Annotated in this window: 21 protein-coding genes; 12 read left to right on the top strand and 9 right to left on the bottom strand. The window is 75.1% G+C overall.

What is annotated here, in order from left to right; genetic code table 11:
• Window positions 1-71: 71 nt before the first annotated feature.
• Entirely contained in the window at window positions 72-668 is a 597-nt protein-coding gene (locus ACZ407_RS04550) for a histidine phosphatase family protein (RefSeq protein ID WP_468125411.1), read from the bottom strand.
• A gap of 105 nt (window positions 669-773) precedes the next feature.
• Here ACZ407_RS04550 and ACZ407_RS04545 point away from each other — a divergent pair, with 105 nt between their 5' ends.
• The 5 genes from ACZ407_RS04545 to ACZ407_RS04525 all read left to right on the top strand — a co-directional run bounded on the left by ACZ407_RS04545 (window position 774) and on the right by ACZ407_RS04525 (window position 6,189).
• On the top strand, window positions 774-1,613 hold the full coding sequence (locus ACZ407_RS04545) for a phosphatase PAP2 family protein (RefSeq protein WP_468125410.1): 840 nt from the start codon (window positions 774-776) through the stop codon (window positions 1,611-1,613).
• Entirely contained in the window at window positions 1,552-2,736 is a 1,185-nt protein-coding gene (locus tag ACZ407_RS04540) for a hypothetical protein (RefSeq protein WP_468125408.1), read from the top strand. The genes ACZ407_RS04545 and ACZ407_RS04540 overlap by 62 nt, the downstream gene beginning before the upstream one ends.
• Window positions 2,724-4,289 (top strand): hypothetical protein, encoded by a 1,566-nt coding sequence (locus tag ACZ407_RS04535; protein ID WP_468125406.1) that lies wholly within the window; start codon window positions 2,724-2,726, stop codon window positions 4,287-4,289. Before ACZ407_RS04540 ends, ACZ407_RS04535 begins: the two co-directional genes overlap by 13 nt.
• 104 nt (window positions 4,290-4,393) lie before the next feature.
• Entirely contained in the window at window positions 4,394-5,680 is a 1,287-nt protein-coding gene (locus ACZ407_RS04530; RefSeq protein WP_468125484.1) for an AAA domain-containing protein, read from the top strand.
• A gap of 125 nt (window positions 5,681-5,805) precedes the next feature.
• Window positions 5,806-6,189: a hypothetical protein gene (locus ACZ407_RS04525; RefSeq protein WP_468125404.1), complete on the top strand. Its 384-nt coding sequence runs from the start codon at window positions 5,806-5,808 to the stop codon at window positions 6,187-6,189.
• An 18-nt stretch (window positions 6,190-6,207) separates the two neighbouring features.
• Here the strand turns inward: ACZ407_RS04525 and ACZ407_RS04520 are convergent, their stop codons facing one another.
• The gene (locus tag ACZ407_RS04520; protein WP_468125402.1) at window positions 6,208-7,530 is read right to left on the bottom strand and encodes a tetratricopeptide repeat protein; all 1,323 of its coding nucleotides are present in this window, start codon (window positions 7,528-7,530) and stop codon (window positions 6,208-6,210) included.
• Between the two features lie 261 nt (window positions 7,531-7,791).
• Between ACZ407_RS04520 and ACZ407_RS04515 the strand changes: the two genes are divergently transcribed.
• Window positions 7,792-8,208 carry a hypothetical protein gene (locus ACZ407_RS04515; RefSeq protein WP_468125400.1) on the top strand — a complete coding sequence of 139 codons (417 nt, stop codon included), beginning with the start codon at window positions 7,792-7,794 and terminating at the stop codon, window positions 8,206-8,208.
• 34 nt (window positions 8,209-8,242) lie between these two features.
• Complete coding sequence (locus ACZ407_RS04510) at window positions 8,243-9,103, top strand: spermidine synthase (protein ID WP_468125398.1); 861 nt, start codon at window positions 8,243-8,245, stop codon at window positions 9,101-9,103.
• Between the two features lie 45 nt (window positions 9,104-9,148).
• Here the strand turns inward: ACZ407_RS04510 and ACZ407_RS04505 are convergent, their stop codons facing one another.
• Window positions 9,149-9,721 carry a hypothetical protein gene (locus ACZ407_RS04505; protein WP_468125396.1) on the bottom strand — a complete coding sequence of 191 codons (573 nt, stop codon included), beginning with the start codon at window positions 9,719-9,721 and terminating at the stop codon, window positions 9,149-9,151.
• 79 nt (window positions 9,722-9,800) lie between these two features.
• Here ACZ407_RS04505 and ACZ407_RS04500 point away from each other — a divergent pair, with 79 nt between their 5' ends.
• From ACZ407_RS04500 to ACZ407_RS04485, 4 genes are all read left to right on the top strand, one after another.
• A complete protein-coding gene (locus tag ACZ407_RS04500) occupies window positions 9,801-10,490 on the top strand; it encodes a response regulator transcription factor (protein ID WP_468125394.1) in 690 nt (229 codons plus the stop codon).
• A gap of 82 nt (window positions 10,491-10,572) precedes the next feature.
• The gene (locus ACZ407_RS04495; protein WP_468125393.1) at window positions 10,573-11,991 is read left to right on the top strand and encodes a HAMP domain-containing sensor histidine kinase; all 1,419 of its coding nucleotides are present in this window, start codon (window positions 10,573-10,575) and stop codon (window positions 11,989-11,991) included.
• A gap of 66 nt (window positions 11,992-12,057) precedes the next feature.
• Entirely contained in the window at window positions 12,058-12,222 is a 165-nt protein-coding gene (locus ACZ407_RS04490; RefSeq protein WP_468125392.1) for a DUF5993 family protein, read from the top strand.
• 3 nt (window positions 12,223-12,225) lie between these two features.
• Window positions 12,226-12,861 carry a disulfide bond formation protein B gene (locus tag ACZ407_RS04485; protein WP_468125390.1) on the top strand — a complete coding sequence of 212 codons (636 nt, stop codon included), beginning with the start codon at window positions 12,226-12,228 and terminating at the stop codon, window positions 12,859-12,861.
• Here ACZ407_RS04485 and ACZ407_RS04480 read toward each other — a convergent pair.
• From ACZ407_RS04480 to ACZ407_RS04455, 6 genes are all read right to left on the bottom strand, one after another.
• Complete coding sequence (locus ACZ407_RS04480; protein WP_468125388.1) at window positions 12,837-14,147, bottom strand: MFS transporter; 1,311 nt, start codon at window positions 14,145-14,147, stop codon at window positions 12,837-12,839. The genes ACZ407_RS04485 and ACZ407_RS04480 overlap by 25 nt on opposite strands.
• Before the next feature lie 91 nt (window positions 14,148-14,238).
• On the bottom strand, window positions 14,239-14,748 hold the full coding sequence (locus tag ACZ407_RS04475; protein ID WP_468125387.1) for a MarR family winged helix-turn-helix transcriptional regulator: 510 nt from the start codon (window positions 14,746-14,748) through the stop codon (window positions 14,239-14,241).
• Between the two features lie 119 nt (window positions 14,749-14,867).
• A complete protein-coding gene (locus ACZ407_RS04470; protein ID WP_468125386.1) occupies window positions 14,868-16,211 on the bottom strand; it encodes a GH1 family beta-glucosidase in 1,344 nt (447 codons plus the stop codon).
• On the bottom strand, window positions 16,208-17,032 hold the full coding sequence (locus tag ACZ407_RS04465; RefSeq protein WP_468125385.1) for a carbohydrate ABC transporter permease: 825 nt from the start codon (window positions 17,030-17,032) through the stop codon (window positions 16,208-16,210). The genes ACZ407_RS04470 and ACZ407_RS04465 overlap by 4 nt, the downstream gene beginning before the upstream one ends.
• On the bottom strand, window positions 17,029-18,000 hold the full coding sequence (locus ACZ407_RS04460; RefSeq protein WP_468125483.1) for a carbohydrate ABC transporter permease: 972 nt from the start codon (window positions 17,998-18,000) through the stop codon (window positions 17,029-17,031). The genes ACZ407_RS04465 and ACZ407_RS04460 overlap by 4 nt, the downstream gene beginning before the upstream one ends.
• Before the next feature lie 21 nt (window positions 18,001-18,021).
• Entirely contained in the window at window positions 18,022-19,347 is a 1,326-nt protein-coding gene (locus ACZ407_RS04455; protein ID WP_468125383.1) for an ABC transporter substrate-binding protein, read from the bottom strand.
• Between the two features lie 99 nt (window positions 19,348-19,446).
• On the opposite strand from ACZ407_RS04455, the gene ACZ407_RS04450 reads away from it, so the two are divergent.
• The gene (locus tag ACZ407_RS04450) at window positions 19,447-20,484 is read left to right on the top strand and encodes a LacI family DNA-binding transcriptional regulator (protein ID WP_468125381.1); all 1,038 of its coding nucleotides are present in this window, start codon (window positions 19,447-19,449) and stop codon (window positions 20,482-20,484) included.
• The last annotated feature ends 36 nt before the right edge of the window (window positions 20,485-20,520 follow it).

Raw genomic sequence — 20,520 nt, 5'->3', positions numbered from 1 at the left:
CCCGGTTTCCGGGCCACCCTCCATTGTCCAGCCCCGCGCAAGACCGCCCCCGGCGGCCGCCGGGCGCCGCCTCAGCCGTCCAGGTGGCCGGTGTCGTTCCAGCGCTCCAGCGCCGGGGAGCCGTACGCCCAGCCCAGCACCGACAGCGAGGCCGGGTCCAGCTTGATCCGGGCGCCGAACGACGGGTCCAGGCCCAGCCAGCGCGCCGCCAGCGTCCGCAGGACGTGCCCGTGGGCGAAGACCAGCACGTCCCGCTCGGCCGAGCGGGCCCAGGTCACCACCTCGTCGGCGCGCGCCCCGAGCTCGGCCAGGGTCTCGCCCCCCGGCACCCCGTCCCGCCAGATCAGCCAGCCGGGCCGGACCGCATGGATCTCGGCCGGGGTCATGCCCTCGTAGTCGCCGTAGTCCCACTCCATGAGCGCGTCCCACGGCTCCGCCTGGAGCCCGAAGCCGGCCAGGTCGCAGGTCTCGCTCGCGCGGACCAGCGGGCTCGTGCGGACCGCGACGCCGGGCAGCCCCGCCCACGGCTCCCGGGCCAGCCGCTCGCCGAGCAGCTTGGCGCCGCGGCGGCCCTCCTCCAGCAGCGGGATGTCCGTGCGTCCCGTGTGCTTGCCGGACAGGGACCATGCGGTCTGTCCGTGACGGGCCAGCAGGATGCGCGGTGCCATGCGGTTCTCCCGGAGCGAGGGGTGCCTTTCCGGTCATCATCGCTCACATGAACATCGGAAGACCTCACAGGCAACCTGCGGGTGCCCCGGTACGTCTTACAGCGTATGCCTGAACGTCTGGACCGCCGCCCCCGCTGGTGGGCCGAACTCCTGCTCATCGCCGTCGTCTACGCCGCCTACTCCGGCGGCCGGCTGCTCGCCCGCGGCGACGTCTCCACCGCCGTCGACCACGGCCTGGCGATCCTGCACTACGAAAAACTGCTCCACCTGAACGCCGAGCACCCCCTGAACCGGCTCTTCACCGCCGAGCCGTGGATCGGCATACCCGCCGACTTCGCGTACGCCTCCCTGCACTACCTCGTCACCCCCGCCGTGCTGGTCTGGCTGTACCTGCGCCGGCCCGCCGCCTACCTCGCGGCCCGCACCTGGCTGATGATCTCCACCCTGCTCGGCCTCGTCGGCTTCACCCTGCTGCCCACCTGCCCGCCCCGCCTCCTCGACGCCGTGCACGGCTTCACCGACACCATGGCCCAGTACAGCTCGTACGGCTGGTGGGGCGGGGAGGCCAGTGCCCCGCGCGGCCTCGGCGGCCTCACCAACCAGTACGCCGCCATGCCGAGCCTGCACGTCGGCTGGGCCCTGTGGTGCGGCGTCCTCGTCTGGCAGCACGCCCGGACCCCGCTGGTCAGGGCCCTCGGCGCCGCCTACCCCGTGTTGACCTTGCTCGTGGTCCTCGGCACCGCGAACCACTACCTCCTCGACGGGGTCGCGGGCGCCGCCGTCATGGGCGCCGGTTACCTGCTGGCCCCGCGCGCCCTGCGGCTGGCCGGACGTTTCCGCCGGAAGTCCACGATTGTCAGTGGCGGATGGGACACTTCCGCGGGTGAGCTCCTACCCGCCCAGCGGTCCCGCGCAGACGACGACGCTCCGGCAGCGGCTCGCTGAGCTGCGCGGCCCCGCCGTACCGCCCCGCCCCCTGGACGCGCGCGCCCTCGCGGCCCTCGCCGCCAACCCCGGCTGCCGCAGACGCGCACTCCTCGACGGCGCCGGAGTCGACAAGCCGGCCCTCGCCGCCGCCCTCGGCTCGCCCGCCGGGTACGGCCAGTCCCAGTTCGCGATGATCCGCGGCAACTCCTTCGAGGCCAAGGTCAAGGCCGACGGCGGGACCGAGCTCCTGCGCCTGGTGCACGAGCGGTTCGGCGGCCGCAGCGAGCCGCCCCGCGCGGCCCACCTCCCGGACCTCGCCGCCGCCGGGCCCGAGGGCCGCGCGGCCCGCACCTCCCTCGCCCTGCGCGAGGCCACCGCCGCCGGCACCTGGACCCTCCTCGACCACCCCATGCTGGCCCTGGAGGTCGCGGGCACCCCGGCCTACCTGGAGCCGGACGCCGTCGTCGTGCACCCCGACGGCCGCTGGACCGTCGTCGAGATCAAGTCCTTCCCGCTGATCGACGGGGCCGCCGACGCCGCCAAGGTCGGAGCCGCCGCCCGCCAGGCCGCCGTCTACGTGCTCGCCCTGGAGCGCATCGCGGACAAGCTCGACGGGGCCCGGGTCGGCCAGGACGTCCTGCTGGTGTGCCCGAAGGACTTCTCCAACGTGCCCGCGGGCGCCGCCGTGGACATCCGCAAGCAGCGCTCCGTCACCCGCCGCCAGCTCGACCGGCTCGCGCGCGTCGAGGACCTGGCCGCCGCGCTGCCCGCCGGCACCAGCTTCGCCCCCGACCGCTCCCGCGCCGAGCTGACCGAGGCCGTCGAGGCCGTCGCCGCCGCCTACGCCCCCGACTGCCTCGCCGCCTGCGAGCTCGCCTTCCACTGCCGCGACCGGGCCCGCGCCGAAGGCTCCGTCACCACCCTGGGCCGCGGGGTCCGGGGCGAACTCGGCACCCTCACCACCGTCGAGGCCGCCCTCGCGGCCGCCGCCACCGGCTGCCGCGCCCCCGCCGCGGACGGGCCGGCCGCCGAGGACCCCACCGCCGAAGCCCTGCACCGCGCGGCCCGGCTGCGCGCCGAGGCCCTTGCCGCAGCCGGCCTCCCGCACCCCCGGCCGGAGGCCGCCGCATGTCCCTCCTGACCACGCTGGCCCGCCTCGAAGCCGTCCGCGCCGGCCGGGCCCGCCCCCTCGCCACCGTCCGGCACCGCCACCTGAGCCCCCGCCCCCTGGTCTTCGTCCCGCTGACCACGGCCGGCGAGGCCGGCGCGCCCCTCGGCGCGCTGGTCGGCACCGACCGGCAGGCCCCCCGGCTGCTCGTCGTCCCGCAGCCCCGCGACCGCGACCTGCGCTGGTCCTTCCTCGCCGACCTGGCCGAGGAGGTCCTCCCGTACATCGAGGGGTACGCGGACGAGGTCGAGCCCGTGGAGCGGAGCGAGACCGACCCCGCCACCGGGCGCAGGACCAAGGTCCTCGCCGAGCTCTGCCTGGACGCCCCCCAGCTGGTGGTGCCCAGCCCCGCCGGCATCGAGTACGTCCGGCTGCTCGGCCGGTCCATGCGCTTCCGCCGCACCGCCGAGGAGGACCCCGACACGCCCTATCCGGCCCCCGCCCGGGTGCCGCTGCTCGGCCGCTGGTTCACCCACTTCGCCGAGCGCGCCCGCACCCCCGGCTCCGCCCTCCTGCTCTCCGCCACCGGGCTGCTGTCGCGGCACTGGGCCACCGGCCAGAGCAACCTGGAGGACCAGCACCTCGGCGCCCTGCTCGCCTGGATAGCGCCCGACCCGGCGCTCGGCGGCACCGGAGCCGAGCAGGCCCTGCGCGCGGAGCTCGCCCGGGACGAGCGCGGCGGGCTGCTCGTCCCGCCCGCGGGTCCCGCCACCGACCCCGCCTTCGACAACAAGCTGCTCGCCCCCGCCATGGCCCGCTTCGACGCGGCCCGTTCCGCCGACCCGGCCGACCCCGAGGCCCTCGCCGCCGCCGAGGACGCCGTCCGCACCCTGGTCGAGACCCAGCTGCGGCCCACCTGGGACGCCGTGTGGCAGGCCCTGGACCTGGTACGGGCGCTCCCGCCGGGCGAGCGGACCGCCGAGCGCTGGACCGGCGACCGCTGGTCGTACACCGGCCACCGGGACCGGGTGCGGGCCGGGGAGCCGCCGCAGCCCCGCCGGGACGACGCCGTCACCGCGGCCCGCAAGCTGGGCCGGCGCGAGACCGAGCAGGTCCGCCTCGACGCCCAGGAGGCCCTGGACGACCCGCTGGTCATGGCCGCCCGCCGGTTCGCGGGCGAGGCCTTCGCCGGGGAGGTCACCGAGGTCGTCATGGAGTGGACCGATTCCAAGCGGCCCAGCCCGCGGCCGCTGGTGACCGTCGCCACCGAGGACCGCCCGCAGTTCGACGGCCCGGCCAAGGTGTACCGCTCGCTGGCCGGACGCGCCCAGACCGCGGAGTACGTCCGCACCGAGGAGGGCGGGGCGGTCGTCCTGCGGCTGCTCGACAAGATGGGCCGGGGCCGGGACCCGGAGGCGGGCTCGGTGCCGGAGAAGGGCGACGCGGTCTGCTGGACCCTCTTCGAGCACGAGCCGCGCAGCGGTCCCCGGCTGCCCGAGCCCGAGGACACCCCGTGGACGCACGGCGGGCCGCCCGCCGCGGGCGCCGAAGCCGGCGACCCCGTGACCGACGAGGACATCCTGTGACCCGGACCGCCCCCGGCGCCCCCGCCCCCGATGCCGTCGGCACCCCGGCCGACCCCGGCACCCCCGCCGACCCCGGTGCCGCGGCCGCCCGCGCCACCGCGGCGATCCTGCACGACACCCTCCACGGCAGCGAGCGCGGCGTGGTCGTCGACTCCCCGCCCGGTGCCGGGAAGTCCACCCTCGTGGTCACCGCTGCCCGCGAGCTGGCCGCGGCCGGCCGCCGGCTGATGATCGTCGCGCAGACCAACGCGCAGGTGGACGACCTCGTGCTGCGGCTGGCCGAGAAGGACCCGCAGCTGCCGGTCGGCCGGCTGCACAGCAGCGATGCCGACGCCTACGACCAGGCCCTGCTCGGCCTGCCCTCGGTGACCCTGTCCGCGAAGGCCGCCGACCTGGCCGCGCTGCCCGTGGTCATCGCCACCTCCGCGAAATGGGCCCACACCCCGCAGGGCGCCGAGCCCTGGGAACACGCGATCGTGGACGAGGCGTACCAGATGCGCTCGGACGCACTGCTGGCCGTGGCAGGGCTGTTCGAGCGGGCGCTGTTCGTGGGCGACCCCGGCCAGCTGGACCCCTTCAGCGTGGTCGGCGCCGAGCAGTGGGCGGGCCTGTCCCACGACCCGTCGGCCAGCGCCGTCGCCACCCTCCTCGCGCACAACCCGCACCTGCCCCAGCACCGGCTGCCGGTGTCCTGGCGGCTGCCCGCCTCGGCCGCGCCGCTGGTCTCCGCCGCGTTCTACCCGTACACCCCCTTCCGCAGCGGCACCGGTCCCGCCGACCGTCGGCTGTCCTACGCGGCGGCCTCCGACGGGTCCGGCCCCGACCGGGTGCTGGACGAGGCCGCGGAATCCGGCTGGGGCCTGCTCGAACTGCCCGCCCGGCACGCGCCGCGAACCGACCCGGAGGCGGTGCGCGCGGTGGCGCTGGTGGTCCGCCGGGCCCTGGACCGGGGTGCGCTCGCCGTGTCGGAGCGGTCCCCGGACCCGGAGCCGCTGACCGCCGGGCGGATCGCGGTGGGCACCGCCCACCGGGACCAGGCGGCCGCCGTCCGGGCGGCGCTGGCCGAACTGGGCGTCACCGGGGTCACCGTGGACACCGCGAACCGCCTCCAGGGCCGCGAGTACGACCTGACGGTGGTGCTGCACCCGCTGTCCGGGCGCCCCGACGCCACGGCCTTCCACCTGGAGACCGGCCGGCTGTGCGTGCTGGCCTCCCGGCACCGGCACGCCTGCGTGGTCGTGGCCCGGGCGGGCATCGCCGACCTGCTCGACGAGCACCCGGGCACGGAGCCCGTCCAGCTGGGCGTCCCGGTCAAGTTCCCGGACGGCTGGGAGGCCAACCACGCGGTCCTCGCCCACCTGGCCGGACACCGCGTCCCCTGGTCCCCGTAACCGCACGCCGTCCGCCCGCCCCCCGGTCCGCCGAGCCCGCCGCCCCGATGCCCGCGGGCCCCGTCCGGCCGGTGCGGCCCGCGTGCCGCGCCGGTCCGGCCGCCCGGCCCGGCTAGCGTCGGGCCATGGCCCTCCAGGACACGGTCTACTACGTCGACCGCTCCGACATCCTGCCCGGCCGGCTCGACGACGCGAAGGCCGCCATGCGCGAGCTGGCGGCCTTCGTGGACGTGGTCGAACCGCAGCTGCTCGCCTACCACTTCTTCGTGGACGAGCCGGGCGCCGCCATGACCCTGGTGGCGATCCACCCCGACGCGGCCTCGCTGGAACTCCACATGGAGCTGGGCGGCCCCAAGTTCCGCGCGTTCGTCCCGCTGATCCGGATGCGCTCCATCGACGTGTACGGGAGCATCGGCCCCGGCCTGCTGGACCGCCTGCGCGCCAAGGCCGCGCTCCTCGGCGGAGCCGCCGTCACCGTCCACGCCGAGGTGGCCGGCTTCGCCCGCTGACCCGGCCGCCCGGCGGGCTCACACCGCAGCGTGCCGGGACAGGAACTCCGCCACCAGCGGCGAGCGCTGGTGGGGCAGCAGGGCGGTGGCCGTCCCGCCCAGCAGGGCCGTGACCCGCTGGGACTGCACCTGCGGCAGCAGGTCCAGCACCTGCCCGCCCGCGGCCGCCGCCTCGTCCGGGACCCCGGCCCGCGCCAGGTCGTCCGCCAGCTGCGCCGTGTACAGGGCCACGTTCCGGGCGAAGTGCGACTCCTGGAGGTTCGAGGCGCGCCGGGCGTGCCGGGCGGCCCGCCCGTACTCCCCGAGCGCGGCCCAGCACCCCGCCTCCTGTGCCTCCAGCTCCGCCTCGCCGAAGAAGCTCATCCACTCCGGGTCGGCCGGCGAGGGCCCGCGCCCGAACAGGGTGTGGGCCCGGCCGAGCGCCTCCTCGCAGCCCGCCCGGTCCCCCAGCCCCGCCCAGCCGGCCGCCTCGCGCAGGGTGAGCAGGCAGGACAGCCGGGCCGAGCCCACCGCCCGGGCCGCCCGCTGCCCGGCCTGGGCCGCCCGTACGCACTCGCGCGGCCGGCCCGCGTCCCGGGCCAGGAAGCTCATGTTGGCGAAGGCGTGCGCCTCCAGGCCCGGGTCCCCGGAGACCCGGGCGGTGGCCAGCGCCTCCGCGTAGTGCGAGCGGGCGTCGGAGAAGCGGCGGGAGTCGTGGGCCAGCCAGCCCACGGAGATGGCGAGTTCCCCGGCGCCCGCGTGCAGCCGGTCGGCGGTGGACTGCCGGGTGGTCCCGGCGTCGAGCAGGGCGTACGCGGTGCGCAGCGGCTCGGCGGCCCGGCGGTAGAGGCCGTCCGCCCCGTGCCGGTCGTCCAGCAGGCGGATCCGGCGCACGGCCGCCTCCACCGCTTCGGCCTCGGCCTCGCCCGCGCGGCGCGGGAGCTCGGACCGGCGGGGCAGGGTGAAGCCCAGGGTCGCGGCCGCCACGGTGGCGGATCCGCCGGAAATGAACGCGCGACGCAGCACGTCGCTCTCCTCAGACGAAGGGGAATCGGGGGCAGGGCACGCAGGTACGGCGGCGGGACCGGGGAGGAAACGGTTCGGCCCCCGCCCGCGCACGGATTCGCGCGGGGAGAAGCCGAGGTCGGAGAGGGTTCGACCGGGGAACATGTGCAGGAACACCCGTTCGTACGCGTAGTTGGGGCAGCGGATCTCGCCCGCCTCGACCCGCCCGATGTAGCGGGCGTCGCACGCGACCGTCTCGCCGATCTCCCGGGCGGCCCGGCGCACCAGGGCCGCGAACTCGGCAGGGGATTGCCGCCCTCGCAGCCGCCGGAAGGACTCGTTGGGTGACGTCGCCATCGGACGTGCCTCTCTGGCCAAAGTGCCGCCGGTGCCTGGGGGACCGGCGCGCATGAACGTACCGCCAGTCAAGGACCTCCCGGTCGGCGTTTGGCTACAAAACGGATATCTCACCCGCGATCCGCCATGAACTGCCATCCTTTGCGGCAGCATGCCGCCGCCACCGTTGACGCTCCCGCGCGTTGAACCATGCGGAGTGGGAGCGGGCTCCCCGCGTACGAGGACGAGGACCGAGGAGGGGTTCCCTTGGTGGAGGCTGGTATGGAGACGAGCGCGGCGGCCGGCGGCGCGGGATCCGGGCCCGGTGCGGCCCCCGACCTGGTGACGGTCCCGGCCCGGCAGGGTCTGGAGGCGGTGGACATCATCCGGCGCACCGCCGCGGCCGCCTCGGGGGACGCGGCGAGCGGGGTGGGCCCGGTCCTCCACGACGGTTCCGGGGACACCCTCGGCTTCCTGGTGCCCCCCGGCACCGCCGACTGCTGGGACCTGCCGGGCAGCGCCTGTACGCACACGTCGGGGCGCGGGATGCGCTTCGACGTGGCGGCCGCCCCCACCAGCGAGGGCACCGGCTGGCTGCTGCCGCCCGAGGCGGCCGGGCCGGTCACCGACCCCGAGGTGCTGCGCGCGGCCCTCGGCGAGGCGGCCCGCCTGATCGAGGCCGCCGACAACTGCCGCTGAGCGGGGCCCGCCGGGATCCGGCGATAATGGGTGCGTGGCGAAGGGCAGGCGCGGACGTACGACCCCCGAGGCCGTCGTCGCGCAGGTGGACGGCGGCCTGGCCGAGCTGGAGCCGGACCGGGAGCGGCCCGCCGCCTGGACCCTGCTGATCGACGGGGCCCCGCAGTCCCACGTGGACCTCGGTGACCCGTCGTACCTCGATTTCTCGTACCAGCGGCGGATCGGCCACGTCATCGACCTGGCCGCGCCGGCCCGGCAGCCGCTCAACGTGGTCCACCTCGGCGGCGGTGCCTTCACCCTGGCCCGCTACACCGCGGCCACCCGGCCGCGCTCCACCCAGCAGGTCGTCGAGATCGACGCCCGCCTGGTGGCCTTCGTACGGGAGAGGCTGCCGCTGGACCCGCAGGCCCGGATCCGGGTGCGGGCGGCCGACGCGCGAGCCGGACTGGCCAAGGTGCCCGACGGCTGGGCTGACCTGGTGGTGGCCGACGTCTTCAGCGGGGCCCGCACCCCCGCACACCTGACCAGCGCCGAGTTCCTGGACGAGGTGCGGCGGGCGCTCAACCCCGCCGGCTGGTACGTGGCCAACCTCGCGGACGGGCCGCCGCTGGCGCACCTGCGCGGGCAGATCGCCACCGCGGCCTCCAGGTTCGGGGAGCTGGCGCTGGCCGCCGACCCGGTGGTCTTCCGGGGGAAACGTTTCGGCAATGCCGTGCTCGTGGCCTCCGACCGGGAGCTGCCGGTGGCCGAGCTGACCCGGCGGGTGGCGGGCGATCCGCACCCGGGGCGGGTCGAACACGGCCGCGCGCTGGCCGACTTCACCGGGGGAGCGAGCCCGGTCACGGACGCCTCGGCGGCCGCCTCTCCGGCCCCGCCGCCGTCGGTGTTCCGCTGAAACGTTCCTGCTGCGCCTTTTCCCCTGTACCCGCCGGGACCGGGATCAGCGCTCGTCCACCTCGACGAGCGGGGCGTGGTCGTGCCAGGTGCAGAACACGTTCACCTCGCGCCCGTCCCGGGTGAACGTCACCCGGATCCAGAAATCCTGCTTCCACACCTGCATCCGCCACCCGGCCGCCGGAGTCGCGGACACCAGCTCCGCCGAGGACCGGCCCAGGTCGAAGGCCACCCGCCCGCCCGCGACCGTACGGCTCTCGATGCGGTCCGCATCCCCGCCCGGCGACCCGGCCCGCTGCTTCGCGGGCTTCGGTCCGCCCGCCGGCCCGGGCACGGCGCCGGTCGGCCGCGCCGGGGCCGGGGCGGCGGAGCCGGTGGAGGGTCCGGTGGCAGGGGAGGCGGCCGGGGAGGGCGCGAACGAGCCGTCCGGCGAAGGGGATTCCGGCGGCGGGGCGGGCCGCCGGGTCGAGGAGGACAGCTGCCGGTCCGACAGCGGCAGCGCGCGCGGCGGGTCGTAGGCCGTACCCGACATCACCGTGTGCACCCCCCACCAGGACAGGGTCACGGCGGCGCCCGTCGCCAGGGACCACGCCAGGGCGTGGACAAGTCCTCGTCTCATCGGGGGACATACTGCACCACGGCCGGCAGAGCCGTCCCGGCGCCTCCGCGGGTCCCCCGCATGGCGTACGGTGCCGCCCATGGCAAGTGTGCTCGTGGTCGAGGACGACCAGTTCGTACGATCCGCCCTCATCCGGCACCTCACCGAGGCCGCGCACACCGTGCGCAGCGTCGGCACGGCCCTGGAGGCGCTGCGCGAAGTCGCCCACTTCCGCTTCGACGTGGTCGTGCTCGACCTCGGCCTGCCCGACCTGGACGGGGCGGAGGCGCTCAAGATGCTGCGCGGCATCACCGACGTACCGGTGATCGTGGCCACGGCCCGGGACGACGAGGCCGAGATCGTGCGGCTGCTCAACGACGGGGCCGACGACTATCTGACGAAACCGTTCTCCGTGGAGCACCTCTCCGCCCGGATGGCCGCCGTGCTGCGCCGGTCGCGGTCCGTCGCCGGTGCCGAGCCGCCCTCCCGGGTGCTGCGCGTCGGCGGACTGGCCATCGACCCGCTGCGCCGCTCCGCCGAACTCGACGGCACCGCACTGGACCTGACCCGGCGCGAGTTCGACCTGCTGGCCTTCCTCGCCGGCCGCCCCGGGGTGGTCGTCCCCCGCAAGGAGCTGCTCGCCGAGGTCTGGCAGCAGTCGTACGGGGACGACCAGACCATCGACGTCCACCTGTCGTGGCTGCGCCGCAAGCTGGGCGAGACCGCCGCCCGCCCCCGGTACCTGCACACGCTGCGCGGGGTGGGAGTGAAGCTGGAGCCGCCGCAGTGAGCGGGCGCCGGACCGGAGACCGGCGGACCGCGGTCCGGCGGGCCGCGAGCCTGCGGGAAGAGCCGCAGGGAGCAGGCGGCCGATGAGATGGGCGCTGGTCCGGGTCTGCCTGGCGGTCACCACCATGGTGGCCGTCGCCTTCGCGGTGCCGCTGGGGCTGGTGGTGCAGGAGATGGCCCGGGACCGGGCGGTCTCCAACGCCGAACGGCAGGCGGCAGCCATCGGACCCACCCTCTCCATCACCACCGACCGCAAGCAGCTGGCCCGCGCCGTCGCGACCACGCAGATGGGCGCGGCGGGCCGGATGGCCGTGCACGTGCCCGCGGTCGAGGCGGACCCCGACGCCGGGGTGGCGGGCAGCGGACCGGTGGACATCGGCGCCGGGTGGGCCGGCGCGCAGGCCGTCGCGGACACCCGGCGGCTGGGCAAGGCCACCACCACGGGCCTCCCGGGCGGCGGTTCGGTGCTCCTCCAGCCCACGGCCATCGGCTCCGGCGGGATCGCGGTCGTCGAGATCCGCATCCCCGAGGGCGAGGTCAGCAACGGGGTGGCCACCGCCTGGCTGGTCCTGGCGGGGGTGGGCACCGCGCTGGTCCTGGGCTCGGTCGCGGTCGCGGACCGGCTCGGCGTACGGATGGTCCGGCCCGCGGCGCGGCTGGCGGACGCGGCGCAGCAGCTGGGCGAGGGGCGGCTCGGGGCGCGGGTCCCGGAGGGCGGACCGAAGGAACTCCGCTCGGCGGCGGCCGCGTTCAACTCGATGGCCGACCAGGTGGTGGAACTCCTCGCCAACGAGCGGGAGCTCGCCGCCGATCTCTCGCACCGCCTGCGCACCCCGCTGACCGTCCTGCGGCTCAACGCCGCCTCGCTCGGGGACGGGCCGGCGGCCGAGCAGACCCGGGCGGCCGTGGAGCAGCTGGAGCGGGAGGTGGACACGATCATCCGCACCGCCCGCCAGCAGCGGCCCCCGCACTCCGGGCAGCCCGGGGCGGGCGCCGGCTGCGACGCCTCGGAGGTGATCCGCGAGCGGATGGCCTTCTGGTCGGCCCTGGCCGAGGACGAGGGCCGGGAGGTCAGGCTGGCGGGGGTGGACCGCACGGTGCGGGTGCCGGTGGCCCGGCCCGAACTGGCCGCCGCGCTGGACGCGATGCTCGGGAACGTCTTCCGGCACACCCCGGAGGGCACCCCGTTCGCGGTGGACGTGCACGACGCGGGCGAGGCGGTGATCGTGCTGGTCTCGGACGCGGGGCCGGGCATCGCCGACCCGGACGCGGCCCTGCGGCGCGGCAACGACGGGGACCGGCACGGCTCCACCGGCCTGGGCCTGGACATCGTCCGCCGGGTGGCGGAGGCCACCGGCGGGGACGTGCGGATCGGGCGGTCGGTCCTCGGCGGCACGGAGGTGCGGGTGTGGATCGGGCCGGACGGGCGGGGCCGCCCGGCGGACCGGGGGCGGCGCGGCCACCGGGGCGCGGTGCGGCGCCGGAAGCGGGCATCTGCATAGTCGGCGCGCCGGGGCGCGGGCGCGCCTCATGGGGGGTTTGTCCCGATCTGGGTAGCGTCCGGGCTCATGGACACCCTTATCTTCGGCGGGATCCTCGCCACCCTGCTGGCCATGTACCGCCAGTCGTCCAGGACGGTGGTGCTCGGCGCCTGGTTCGTCATGCTCGTCGCCGTGATCCTGCTGATGGCGCACCACATCACCAGCAGCCTGGCCCTGAAGCTGAGCTACTGACCCATGGCGATGAACAGCATCCTCCCGGACGCCGCCCCGCTGGAGGGCGGGGTGCTGGGCCGGGCCCAGTACTGGTTCGCCTGCTTCTTCGCCCTGGGCTGGACGGGGGTCGTCTGCGGCGGCCTCTACTACCAGTTCGTGGAGTGGGAGTACCCGTGCCCGCTGTGCATCGTCCAGCGGATGTTCATGCTGCTGGCGGCCATCGGCGCGGGGGTGATCGTACGCAGGGGCATGGCGGGCACGGTCTCGGGCCGCGACTACATGATGGGCTGGGGGCTGGCCCTGGTCGCGGTGATGGCCGGCTCCTTCGCCTCCTGGCGGCAGACCATGCTGCACATCCTGCCCGGGGACAAGGGGTACGGCAGCGAGGTCTTCGGACTGCACCTGTACGTGTGGGCGTGGATCCTCTTCTCCGCCTCGGTCGTCGCGATCGGGATCGTGATGGCCTTCGCGCACGCGACGGCGGACCGCACGGTGCCGGCCTCGTACCGGCTGCCCGGGCAGCTCGTCCTGGGCTTCCTCGCGCTGGTCATCGCGGTCAACGTGGTGGCCGTCTTCTTCGAGGAGGGCTTCCACTGGTTCCTCCCCGACGACCCCACCCGCTACGAACTCCTCTACGACCTGGGGATCCTGGACTGAGGCGGACGCGCAGGGGGGCTCCAGCCGAACCGGCTGCCGGTGGCCGGCGCGAGGGCGAGGAGCGCGGCGGCGGCCGCCGAGGCGCAGGCGAGGGTGAAGGCCGCCCGGTGGCCGTGCGCCGCGGCGAGCGGGCCGGCCGCGAAGGCCGCCAGCCCCTGACCGGTGATCAGTGCGCTGCCCAGCAGGGTCATCGCCTCCGCGAGCCGGCCGGCCGGGGCGGCCCGCTCGGCCAGCGCGAACAGCGCGATCAGGTGCGGGGACACGGCCAGTCCGATGCCGGCGCAGACGAGCGCGGCCCCGGCCGGTCCGCCGGCGGCGAGCAGCGGCAGGGCGAGCAGGGCCTGTGCCGCGATGGTGAGCCGCAGCCGAAGGTGCAGGGGGGCCCGGCCGGGTCGGGCGACGGTCGCGAACCCGGCGATCGAGCTGGTCACGGCCATGGCCGCCCACACGGGACCGGCGGCTCCGGGGGTTCCGGCGTGCTCGGCGAGCGCGTTCACGCCGGTGTTCGCGGCTCCCCACACCGCGCCCTGGAGCGCGGCCAGTACGAGGAGCAGGGCGAGCCCGGGGGACCGCAGGCGTACGGGGGCGGCGCCGGGCGGCGGGGGCGGGGAGCCCGCGGGTGCGGTGGGGTGCAGGGCGAACAGGGTGCCGCAGGACAGGATCAGGGCGGCGGCGAGCAGCAGCGGCAGCGCCGGGTGCACGGTCGCCGTGAGCAGCCCCGCCAGTGCGGGGCCGACCATGAAGCCGATCTCGTCGAGGGTGGCGTCGAAGGAGAGCGCGGCCGCGGTGACCGGCTCCGGGCGGCCCTGGGCGAGGGCCACCCAGCGGGTCCGGGCGAGCGGGCCGATCTGCGGCACGGTCAGGCCGGCGGCGCCTGAGAGGGCGAGCCGGGCCGGCAGGGGGAGTCCGGCGAGGACGGCCGCGACCAGGGCGGTGAGGGCGGCCGCGTGGGCGGCGGAGGCGAGGAGGAGCACCGGGCGGTGGCCGTGGCGGTCGGCGCGGCGGCCGATCAGGGGGCCGCCGAGGGCCTGGCCGAGCCAGAGGGCGCCGGCCACGGCTCCGGCGTCGGCGATGCCGTCGAGCTGGTTGACGAGGAGCAGGGTGCCGGTGGGGGCGAGGGCGGCGGGGAGCCGGGCGAGGAAGGAGAGGAGGGGGAGGGCGGCGCCGGCCAGCGAGAGGACTCCGCGCAGGCCGGCGGGGGCGGGGTGGCCGTCGGGAGTGGATGTCGGCGCGGGCGTGGGACGGGGCGCGGATATCGGCGCGGGCGAGGGATCGGGCGTGGACATGGGCAGCCTCCGGCCGCACGCCGACCCACCCGTGTCTCCGGCGCGCGTGGTTGCCCGTTGCCCGGGACCGTACGTCAGCCGGGGGCCGCTGTCAGCCCTTCTTCGCTTCCTTGTCCTCGGCGCGCAGCTGCGCCGCCTGGTCGCGTCCGACTTCGGAGGCGCGGTGCAAGTAGTCCCCGATCACGGCCAGTTCGGTGTCCGAATAGCCCTCCAGCACCGCGCCGAAGGCCCGGCCGGGGGTCTCCCAGGCCGCGCTGATGCGGTTGCGGGCATCGGGGGCCAGGGAGACCAGGGTGCGGCGCCGGTCCTGCGGGTCGGTCCGGCGCTCCACGATGCCGGCCTTGGCCAGCCGGTCCACGAGGCGGGTGGCCGACCCGGAGGTCAGGCCGGTCAGGCGGGCGATGTCGCCGGTGCTGACCGGTCCGGGCTCCATGTCGAGGAGCGCGATGCACTGCATGTCGGTGGGGTGCAGCCCGACGTGGTCGGCCATGGCCTGGTTGAAGAGCGAGTAGTCGGCGTGGTGGCGCCGGCTCTCGAACACGATCCGCGCGAGCAGCTCGGTGCGGGTCCACTCACCCGAACGGGGGGAATCGGTTGGCATCGGCTTTCTCCCTGCGGGACATTGTGTGCGTAACGCAGTGACTGTGCAGCGAAGGTGCTGCGCCGTCCAGTCATTGCGTCATGCAGAAGCTGCGCCGGGGATCCAGTCTACTCGTCGGCTCAGGGGGATGCCGGGTGCAGCACCCCCGTGCGGGCCAGATCCGCGTACCAGCGGGCGCTGGCGCGCGGGGTGCGGGCCTGGGTCCCGTAGTCCACGTGCACGATGCCGAAGCGCTTGGCGTAGCCGTAGGACCATTCGAAGTTGTCCATGAGGGACCAGAGGTAGTAGCCCTCCACGGGGGCGCCGTCGGCCAGGGCGCGGTGGACGGCGGACAGGTGGGCGTGCAGATAGGAGATGCGGGCCGGGTCGTGCAGATCGGGGGTGAAGGCCGCACCGTTCTCCGTGACGAGCAGCGGGAGGCCGGGCACCTCCCGGGAGAAGCGCATCAGCAGGTCGTAGAGGCCCGACGGATCGATCGACCAGTCCATGGCGGTGAGTTCGCCGGGGGGCTGGTGGAAGGCCACCCCCTCGGCGGCGGGCCAGGGGGAGTGCGGGGAGGAGCCGTGGCCGTCGGAGCGCGGGCCGCCGGAGTCCGCCGAGACCACCGCCGGGGTGTAGTAGTTCACGCCCAGGAAGGACAGCGGCTGGTGGATCAGGTCCTCGTCGCCGGGGCGCACGAAGGACCAGTCGGTCAGCGCGGCCGTGTCCGCCAGCAGGTCCTGGGGATAGCCGCCGTGCAGCAGGGGGCCGGTGAAGATGCGGTTGGCCAGGGCGTCGATGCGGCGCTGGGCGTCCAGATCGGCCGCCGAACCGGTCAGCGGCCGGACCGCGCTCGGATTGAGGGCGATGCCCGGGCGGGAGCCGGCGGGCAGGGCGCGGACGGCCAGGCCGTGCGCCAGATTGAGATGGTGGGCCGCGCGCAGCGCGTCCGCCGGAGAGGTACGCCCCGGGGCGTGGACCCCGGAGGCATAGCCCAGGAAGGCGCTGCACCACGGCTCGTTGAGGGTGGTCCACAGCGAGACCCGGTCGCCGAGCGCGCCCGCCACCGTCTCGGCGTACGCGGCGAAGGCGTAGGCGGTCTCGCGCGCCGGCCAGCCGCCCGCCTCCTCCAGGTGCTGGGGCAGGTCCCAGTGGTACAGGGTCAGGCACGGCTCGATGCCGTGCGTGAGGAGCGCGTCCACCAGCCGGTCGTAGAAACCGATCCCGCCCGCCAGCACGCGCGGCCAGGAGACCGAGAAGCGGTACGAGCGGAGGTTGAGCTCCGACATCAGGCGCACGTCCTGCTGCCAGAGCCGGACGTGGTCCGCGGCCACGTCCCCGGTGTCGCCCGCCGCCACCTTCCCCGGGGTGCGGCAGAAGGTGTCCCAGATGGAAGGGCCGCGGCTGTCGGCCGCACCCTCGATCTGGAAGGCCGCCGTTGCCGCCCCCCAGAGGAAACCGGCCGGGAACTGCATCGCTGTCATCCCTTGAGTGCTCCCTGCATGATGCCGCCCACGATCTGGCGGCCGAAGAGGACGAAGACGAGGAGGAGGGGAAGGGTGCCGAGCAGTGCGCCGGCCATGATCACCGACTGGTCGGGGATGTAGCCCCGGCCCAGGCCCGTCAGGGCCACCTGCACGGTCGGGCTGCCGTTCTGCGTCAGTGCGATCACCGGCCAGAAGAAGTCGTTCCAGGCCATGACGAAGGTCAGCATCCCGAGCACCGCCATGGCCGGGCGGGCCACCGGGAACACCACGTGCCAGACCACCCGCAGCGAACTCGCCCCGTCCACCCGGGCGGCCTCGACCAGTTCGGCGGGCAGGGCCTGGGCCAGGTACTGGCGCATGAAGAACACGCCGAACGCGGACACCAGGGCCGGCAGCACCACCGCCTGGAGGTGGTCGGTCCAGGACAGCTCCGCGATCAGCATGTAGAGGGGGACCACGCTCAGCTGCGGCGGCACCATCATCGTGCCGATCACCAGCAGGAGCAGCAGCCGCTGCCCGCGGAAGCGCAGCCGCGCGAAGGCGAAACCCGCCAGGGTGGAGAACAGCACCGTGCCGGCCGCCACCGTGCCGGCCACCACCGCCGTGTTCAGCAGGGCGGTGCCCATGTTGGCGTCCGTCCAGGCGGTGGCGAGGTTCTTGCCCAGATTGCCGCCGAACCAGAACGGCGGCGGGGTCTGCGCCAGGCGCGTGTTGCTCCGGGAGGCCGCAACCGCCGTCCACAGCAGGGGGAAGAGGGAACCGAGGGTGAACAGGCCGAGTACCGCATAGGTCAGGCGGCCCGCGCGGAGAGCTCTCACCGGCCCTCACCCCGCCCGCGCAGCAGCCGCGCCGCTCCGCCCGCCAGGACCAGCAGCAGGAACATCGCCCAGGCGATCGCCGAGGCGCGGCCCAGGTGCAGGTTCACCCAGCCCTGCTCGTACAGGTACAGGCCGAGGGTCTGGAACTGGTGGTCGGCGCCGCCCGTGGCGCCGGCCCCGCCGTTGAACAGCAGCGGCTCGCCGAACAGCTGGGTCGCACCGATCGTCGAGACCACACAGGTGAACAGGATCGTCGGACGCAGGGAGGGGATGGTGACGTGGAGGAACTGCTGGAGGCGCGAGGCCCCGTCCAGCTCCGCCGACTCGTACAGCTCGGCCGGCACCGCCTGCATGGCCGCCAGGTAGATCAGGGCGTTGTAGCCGGTCCACCGCCAGATCACGATGGTGGACACCGCCAACTGGCTGGCGAGCGTGCCGTTCTGCCAGTCCACCGCGTCGAGACCGGCCAGCCCCAGCGCCCAGTTCACCATCCCGTGGTCCCGCCCGAAGAGCAGCACGAACACCAGCGTGGCGGCCGCCACCGAGGTGGCGTACGGGGTGAGCACGGCCACCCGGAAGAAGGCCGAACCGCGCAGCCGGTAGTTCAGCAGGTGCGCCAGGCCCAGGGCGATGAGCAGCTGCGGCACCGTGGACAGCAGTCCGATGGTCACCGTGTTGCGCAGGGCGTTCCAGAAGAACTCGTCACTCAGCAGCCGGGTGAAGTTCCGCGCCCCCACCCAGGTCATGCTGTCGGGATCGGTCAACTCCACCCGGTGCAGGGCCGCCCAGCCCGTGTACAGCAGCGGGAAGAGCCCGAAGGCCGCGAAGAACAGGAAGAACGGGGCCACGAAGGCGTACGGGCTCCAGCGCAGGTCCCAGCGGTAGCGGCGGGAGCGCCAGGCCTGGGCCCGGCCCCCCGCCTTCCCGGCCCGGGCGGGGAGCGCCGCTGCGGGCGCCTCTTCGGTCAGCGAGGTGTCGGCCACGGCCGCTCACTGGTCCAGGGCGTTGTCGATCGCCTTCACCGCGGCCTGCCAGCCCTGCTCCGGGCTGCGGCCCTTCTGGTCCACCTGCAGCATGCCGACGTCCGCCAGGTTCTGCGCGATCACCAGGTCCTTGGGGCCGACCGTCTGCACCGGCACCCCCTGCGCGGCCTTCGCGAAGATCTCGCCGATCGGCGCGTTACCGAAGTACGGGTGCTTCGCCCCGGCCACGACCGGCAGGCCGTATGCTGCCTGCGCGCTCGGGAAGCTGCCCCGCTTCTCGAAGAGCCTCGCCTGCTGGGCGGGCGCGGTCAGCCAGGCGGCCAGCTTCGCCGCCTCCTCCGTGTGCTTCCCGGCCTTCGGCACGACGAGGAAGGAGCCGCCCCAGTTGCTGGGCCGCGGGGCCTGCGCCACGTCCCACTTGTCCCGCCCGGCCGGCCCCGCCTTGTCCTGGATGTAGCCGAGCATCCAGGCCGGGCAGGAGACGGTGGCGAAGCTGCCGTTGGCGAAGCCCTGGTCCCAGGCCGGGGTGAACTGCTGGAGCTTCGCGCTCAGTCCGCCGGTGGAGAAGGAGGCCGCCAGGTCGAAGGCCTCGCGGACGGCCGGGTTGGTCTTGTAGACGACCTTGCCGCTCCCGTCGTAGAAGCGCTTGGCGCTGCTGCCGGTGACCGCGGCCATCACCCCGGAGGCCGAGTCGACGAAAGGCTTCCCCTTGCCGGCCTTCGCCTGGTAGCGCCGGCCCGCCTCCAGGTAGCGCTTCCAGTCCCCCGCCCACAGCGCCCCCACCGCCACCCGGTCGGTGGGCAGTCCGGCCGCGGCGAACAGGTCCTTGCGGTAGCAGATGCCCTGCGGGCCGATGTCCGTGCCGAGACCCACCGTGCGGCCGTCCGCCGTGGAGCCCTGGGCCCACTTCCAGGGGAGGAAGGCCGAGCGGTCCACCCCGGGCGCCTTGCCCAGGTCCACCAGCTTGTCGGCCTGGGTGGCTGTGATCTCCGCGATGTTGTTGACCTCGACCGCCTGGATGTCCGCGAGGCCGCTGCCGGTGCCGAGGTGGGTGAGCAGCTGCGGGTAGTAGTTCTCGTTCCGCTCGATGGAGGTCTGCTTGATCACGACGCCCGGGTGTGCCGCCGCGTACTCCTCGTAGAGACCGGCCTCCTTGAGGCCGAAGGCCCCGAAGACTCCGACCGTCAGGACGGTCTTCCCCTTGCCGCCGGCCACCCCCCGGTCCTCGGGGCCGTCCGGGTCGGAGGCGCACCCGGCGAGCAGCAGGGCGGCGCCGACGGCTGCGGCGAGGGACGTGCGGAGGGCTGTTCCGGGACCTGTTCTGGCGCGCATGGGCTTCTCCCTGAGGGGCTGACGTGCCGAGTGTCGTGTGCCACAGTGTGGGAGCGCTCCCACGCCCGTCAAGAGGTAGATTCCAAGAGGGAGGAAGCCATGAATGGTCGTGGGCGCAGCGGGGGACGGCCGACCCTCGAGGAAGTGGCGGCGCGGGCGGGGGTGGGGCGCGGCACCGCGTCCCGGGTGATCAACGGTTCGTCCAAGGTCAGCGAACACACCAGGGCCCTGGTCGAGGCCGCCGTGGCCGAGCTGGGGTACGTGCCCAACCGCGCGGCCCGGGCGCTCGCCGCGAACCGGACCGACGCCATCGCCCTCGTCGTCCCCGAGCCCGAGTCCCGGTTCTTCGCCGAGCCGTACTTCTCGGACGTGCTGCGGGGAGTGGGCGCGGCCCTCGCAGAGACCGACATGCAGCTGCTGCTCACCCTGGCCGGGAGCGACCGCGAGCGCCGCCGGCTGGCCCAGTACCTGGCCGCGCACCGGGTGGACGGGGTGCTGCTGGTGTCCGTACACGCCGGGGACCCGCTGCCCGAGCTGCTGGAGGAGCTGGGCATCCCGGCCGTGATCACCGGACGCCGGTCCGCCGAGGAGCCGCTGGCCTGTGTGGACTCCGACAACCTGGAGGGGGCCAGGGCGGCCGTCCGGCACCTCCTGGACCGCGGGCGGCGGGCGATAGCCACCATCACCGGCCCGCTGGACGTCTACGGCTCGCAGTGCCGCCTCGACGGGTACCGGCAGGAGCTCGCCGCGGCGGGGGTGGCCGCGGACGAGGGCCTGACCGCGGTGGGGGACTTCACCGAGGAGGGCGGCGGCCGGGCCATGGCCGAGCTGCTGCTCCGCCGCCCGGAGCTGGACGCGGTCTTCGCGGCCAGCGACGTGATGGCCGCGGGCGCCCGGCAGGTGCTGCGGGCGGCCGGCCGCCGGATACCCGGGGACGTGGCGCTGGTGGGCTTCGACGACTCCAGCGTGGCCCGGCACATGGATCCGGCGCTCACCAGCGTGCGCCAGCCGATCGAGGAGATGGGCCGGACCATGGCCCGGGTGCTGCTGGAGCAGATAGCCCGCGGGCCGGCGGCCCCGGGGGAGCGGCCGCGGATCGTGCTGCCGACCGAGCTGGTCGTACGGGAGTCCTCGTAGGCCCCTCGGCGGCAGGGCGGCCCGTCCGGGTCCGGC

The sequence above is a fragment of the Streptomyces sp. NPDC030809 genome, from assembly GCF_055572195.1.
This window is presented reverse-complemented; position numbering and strand designations above follow the sequence as displayed.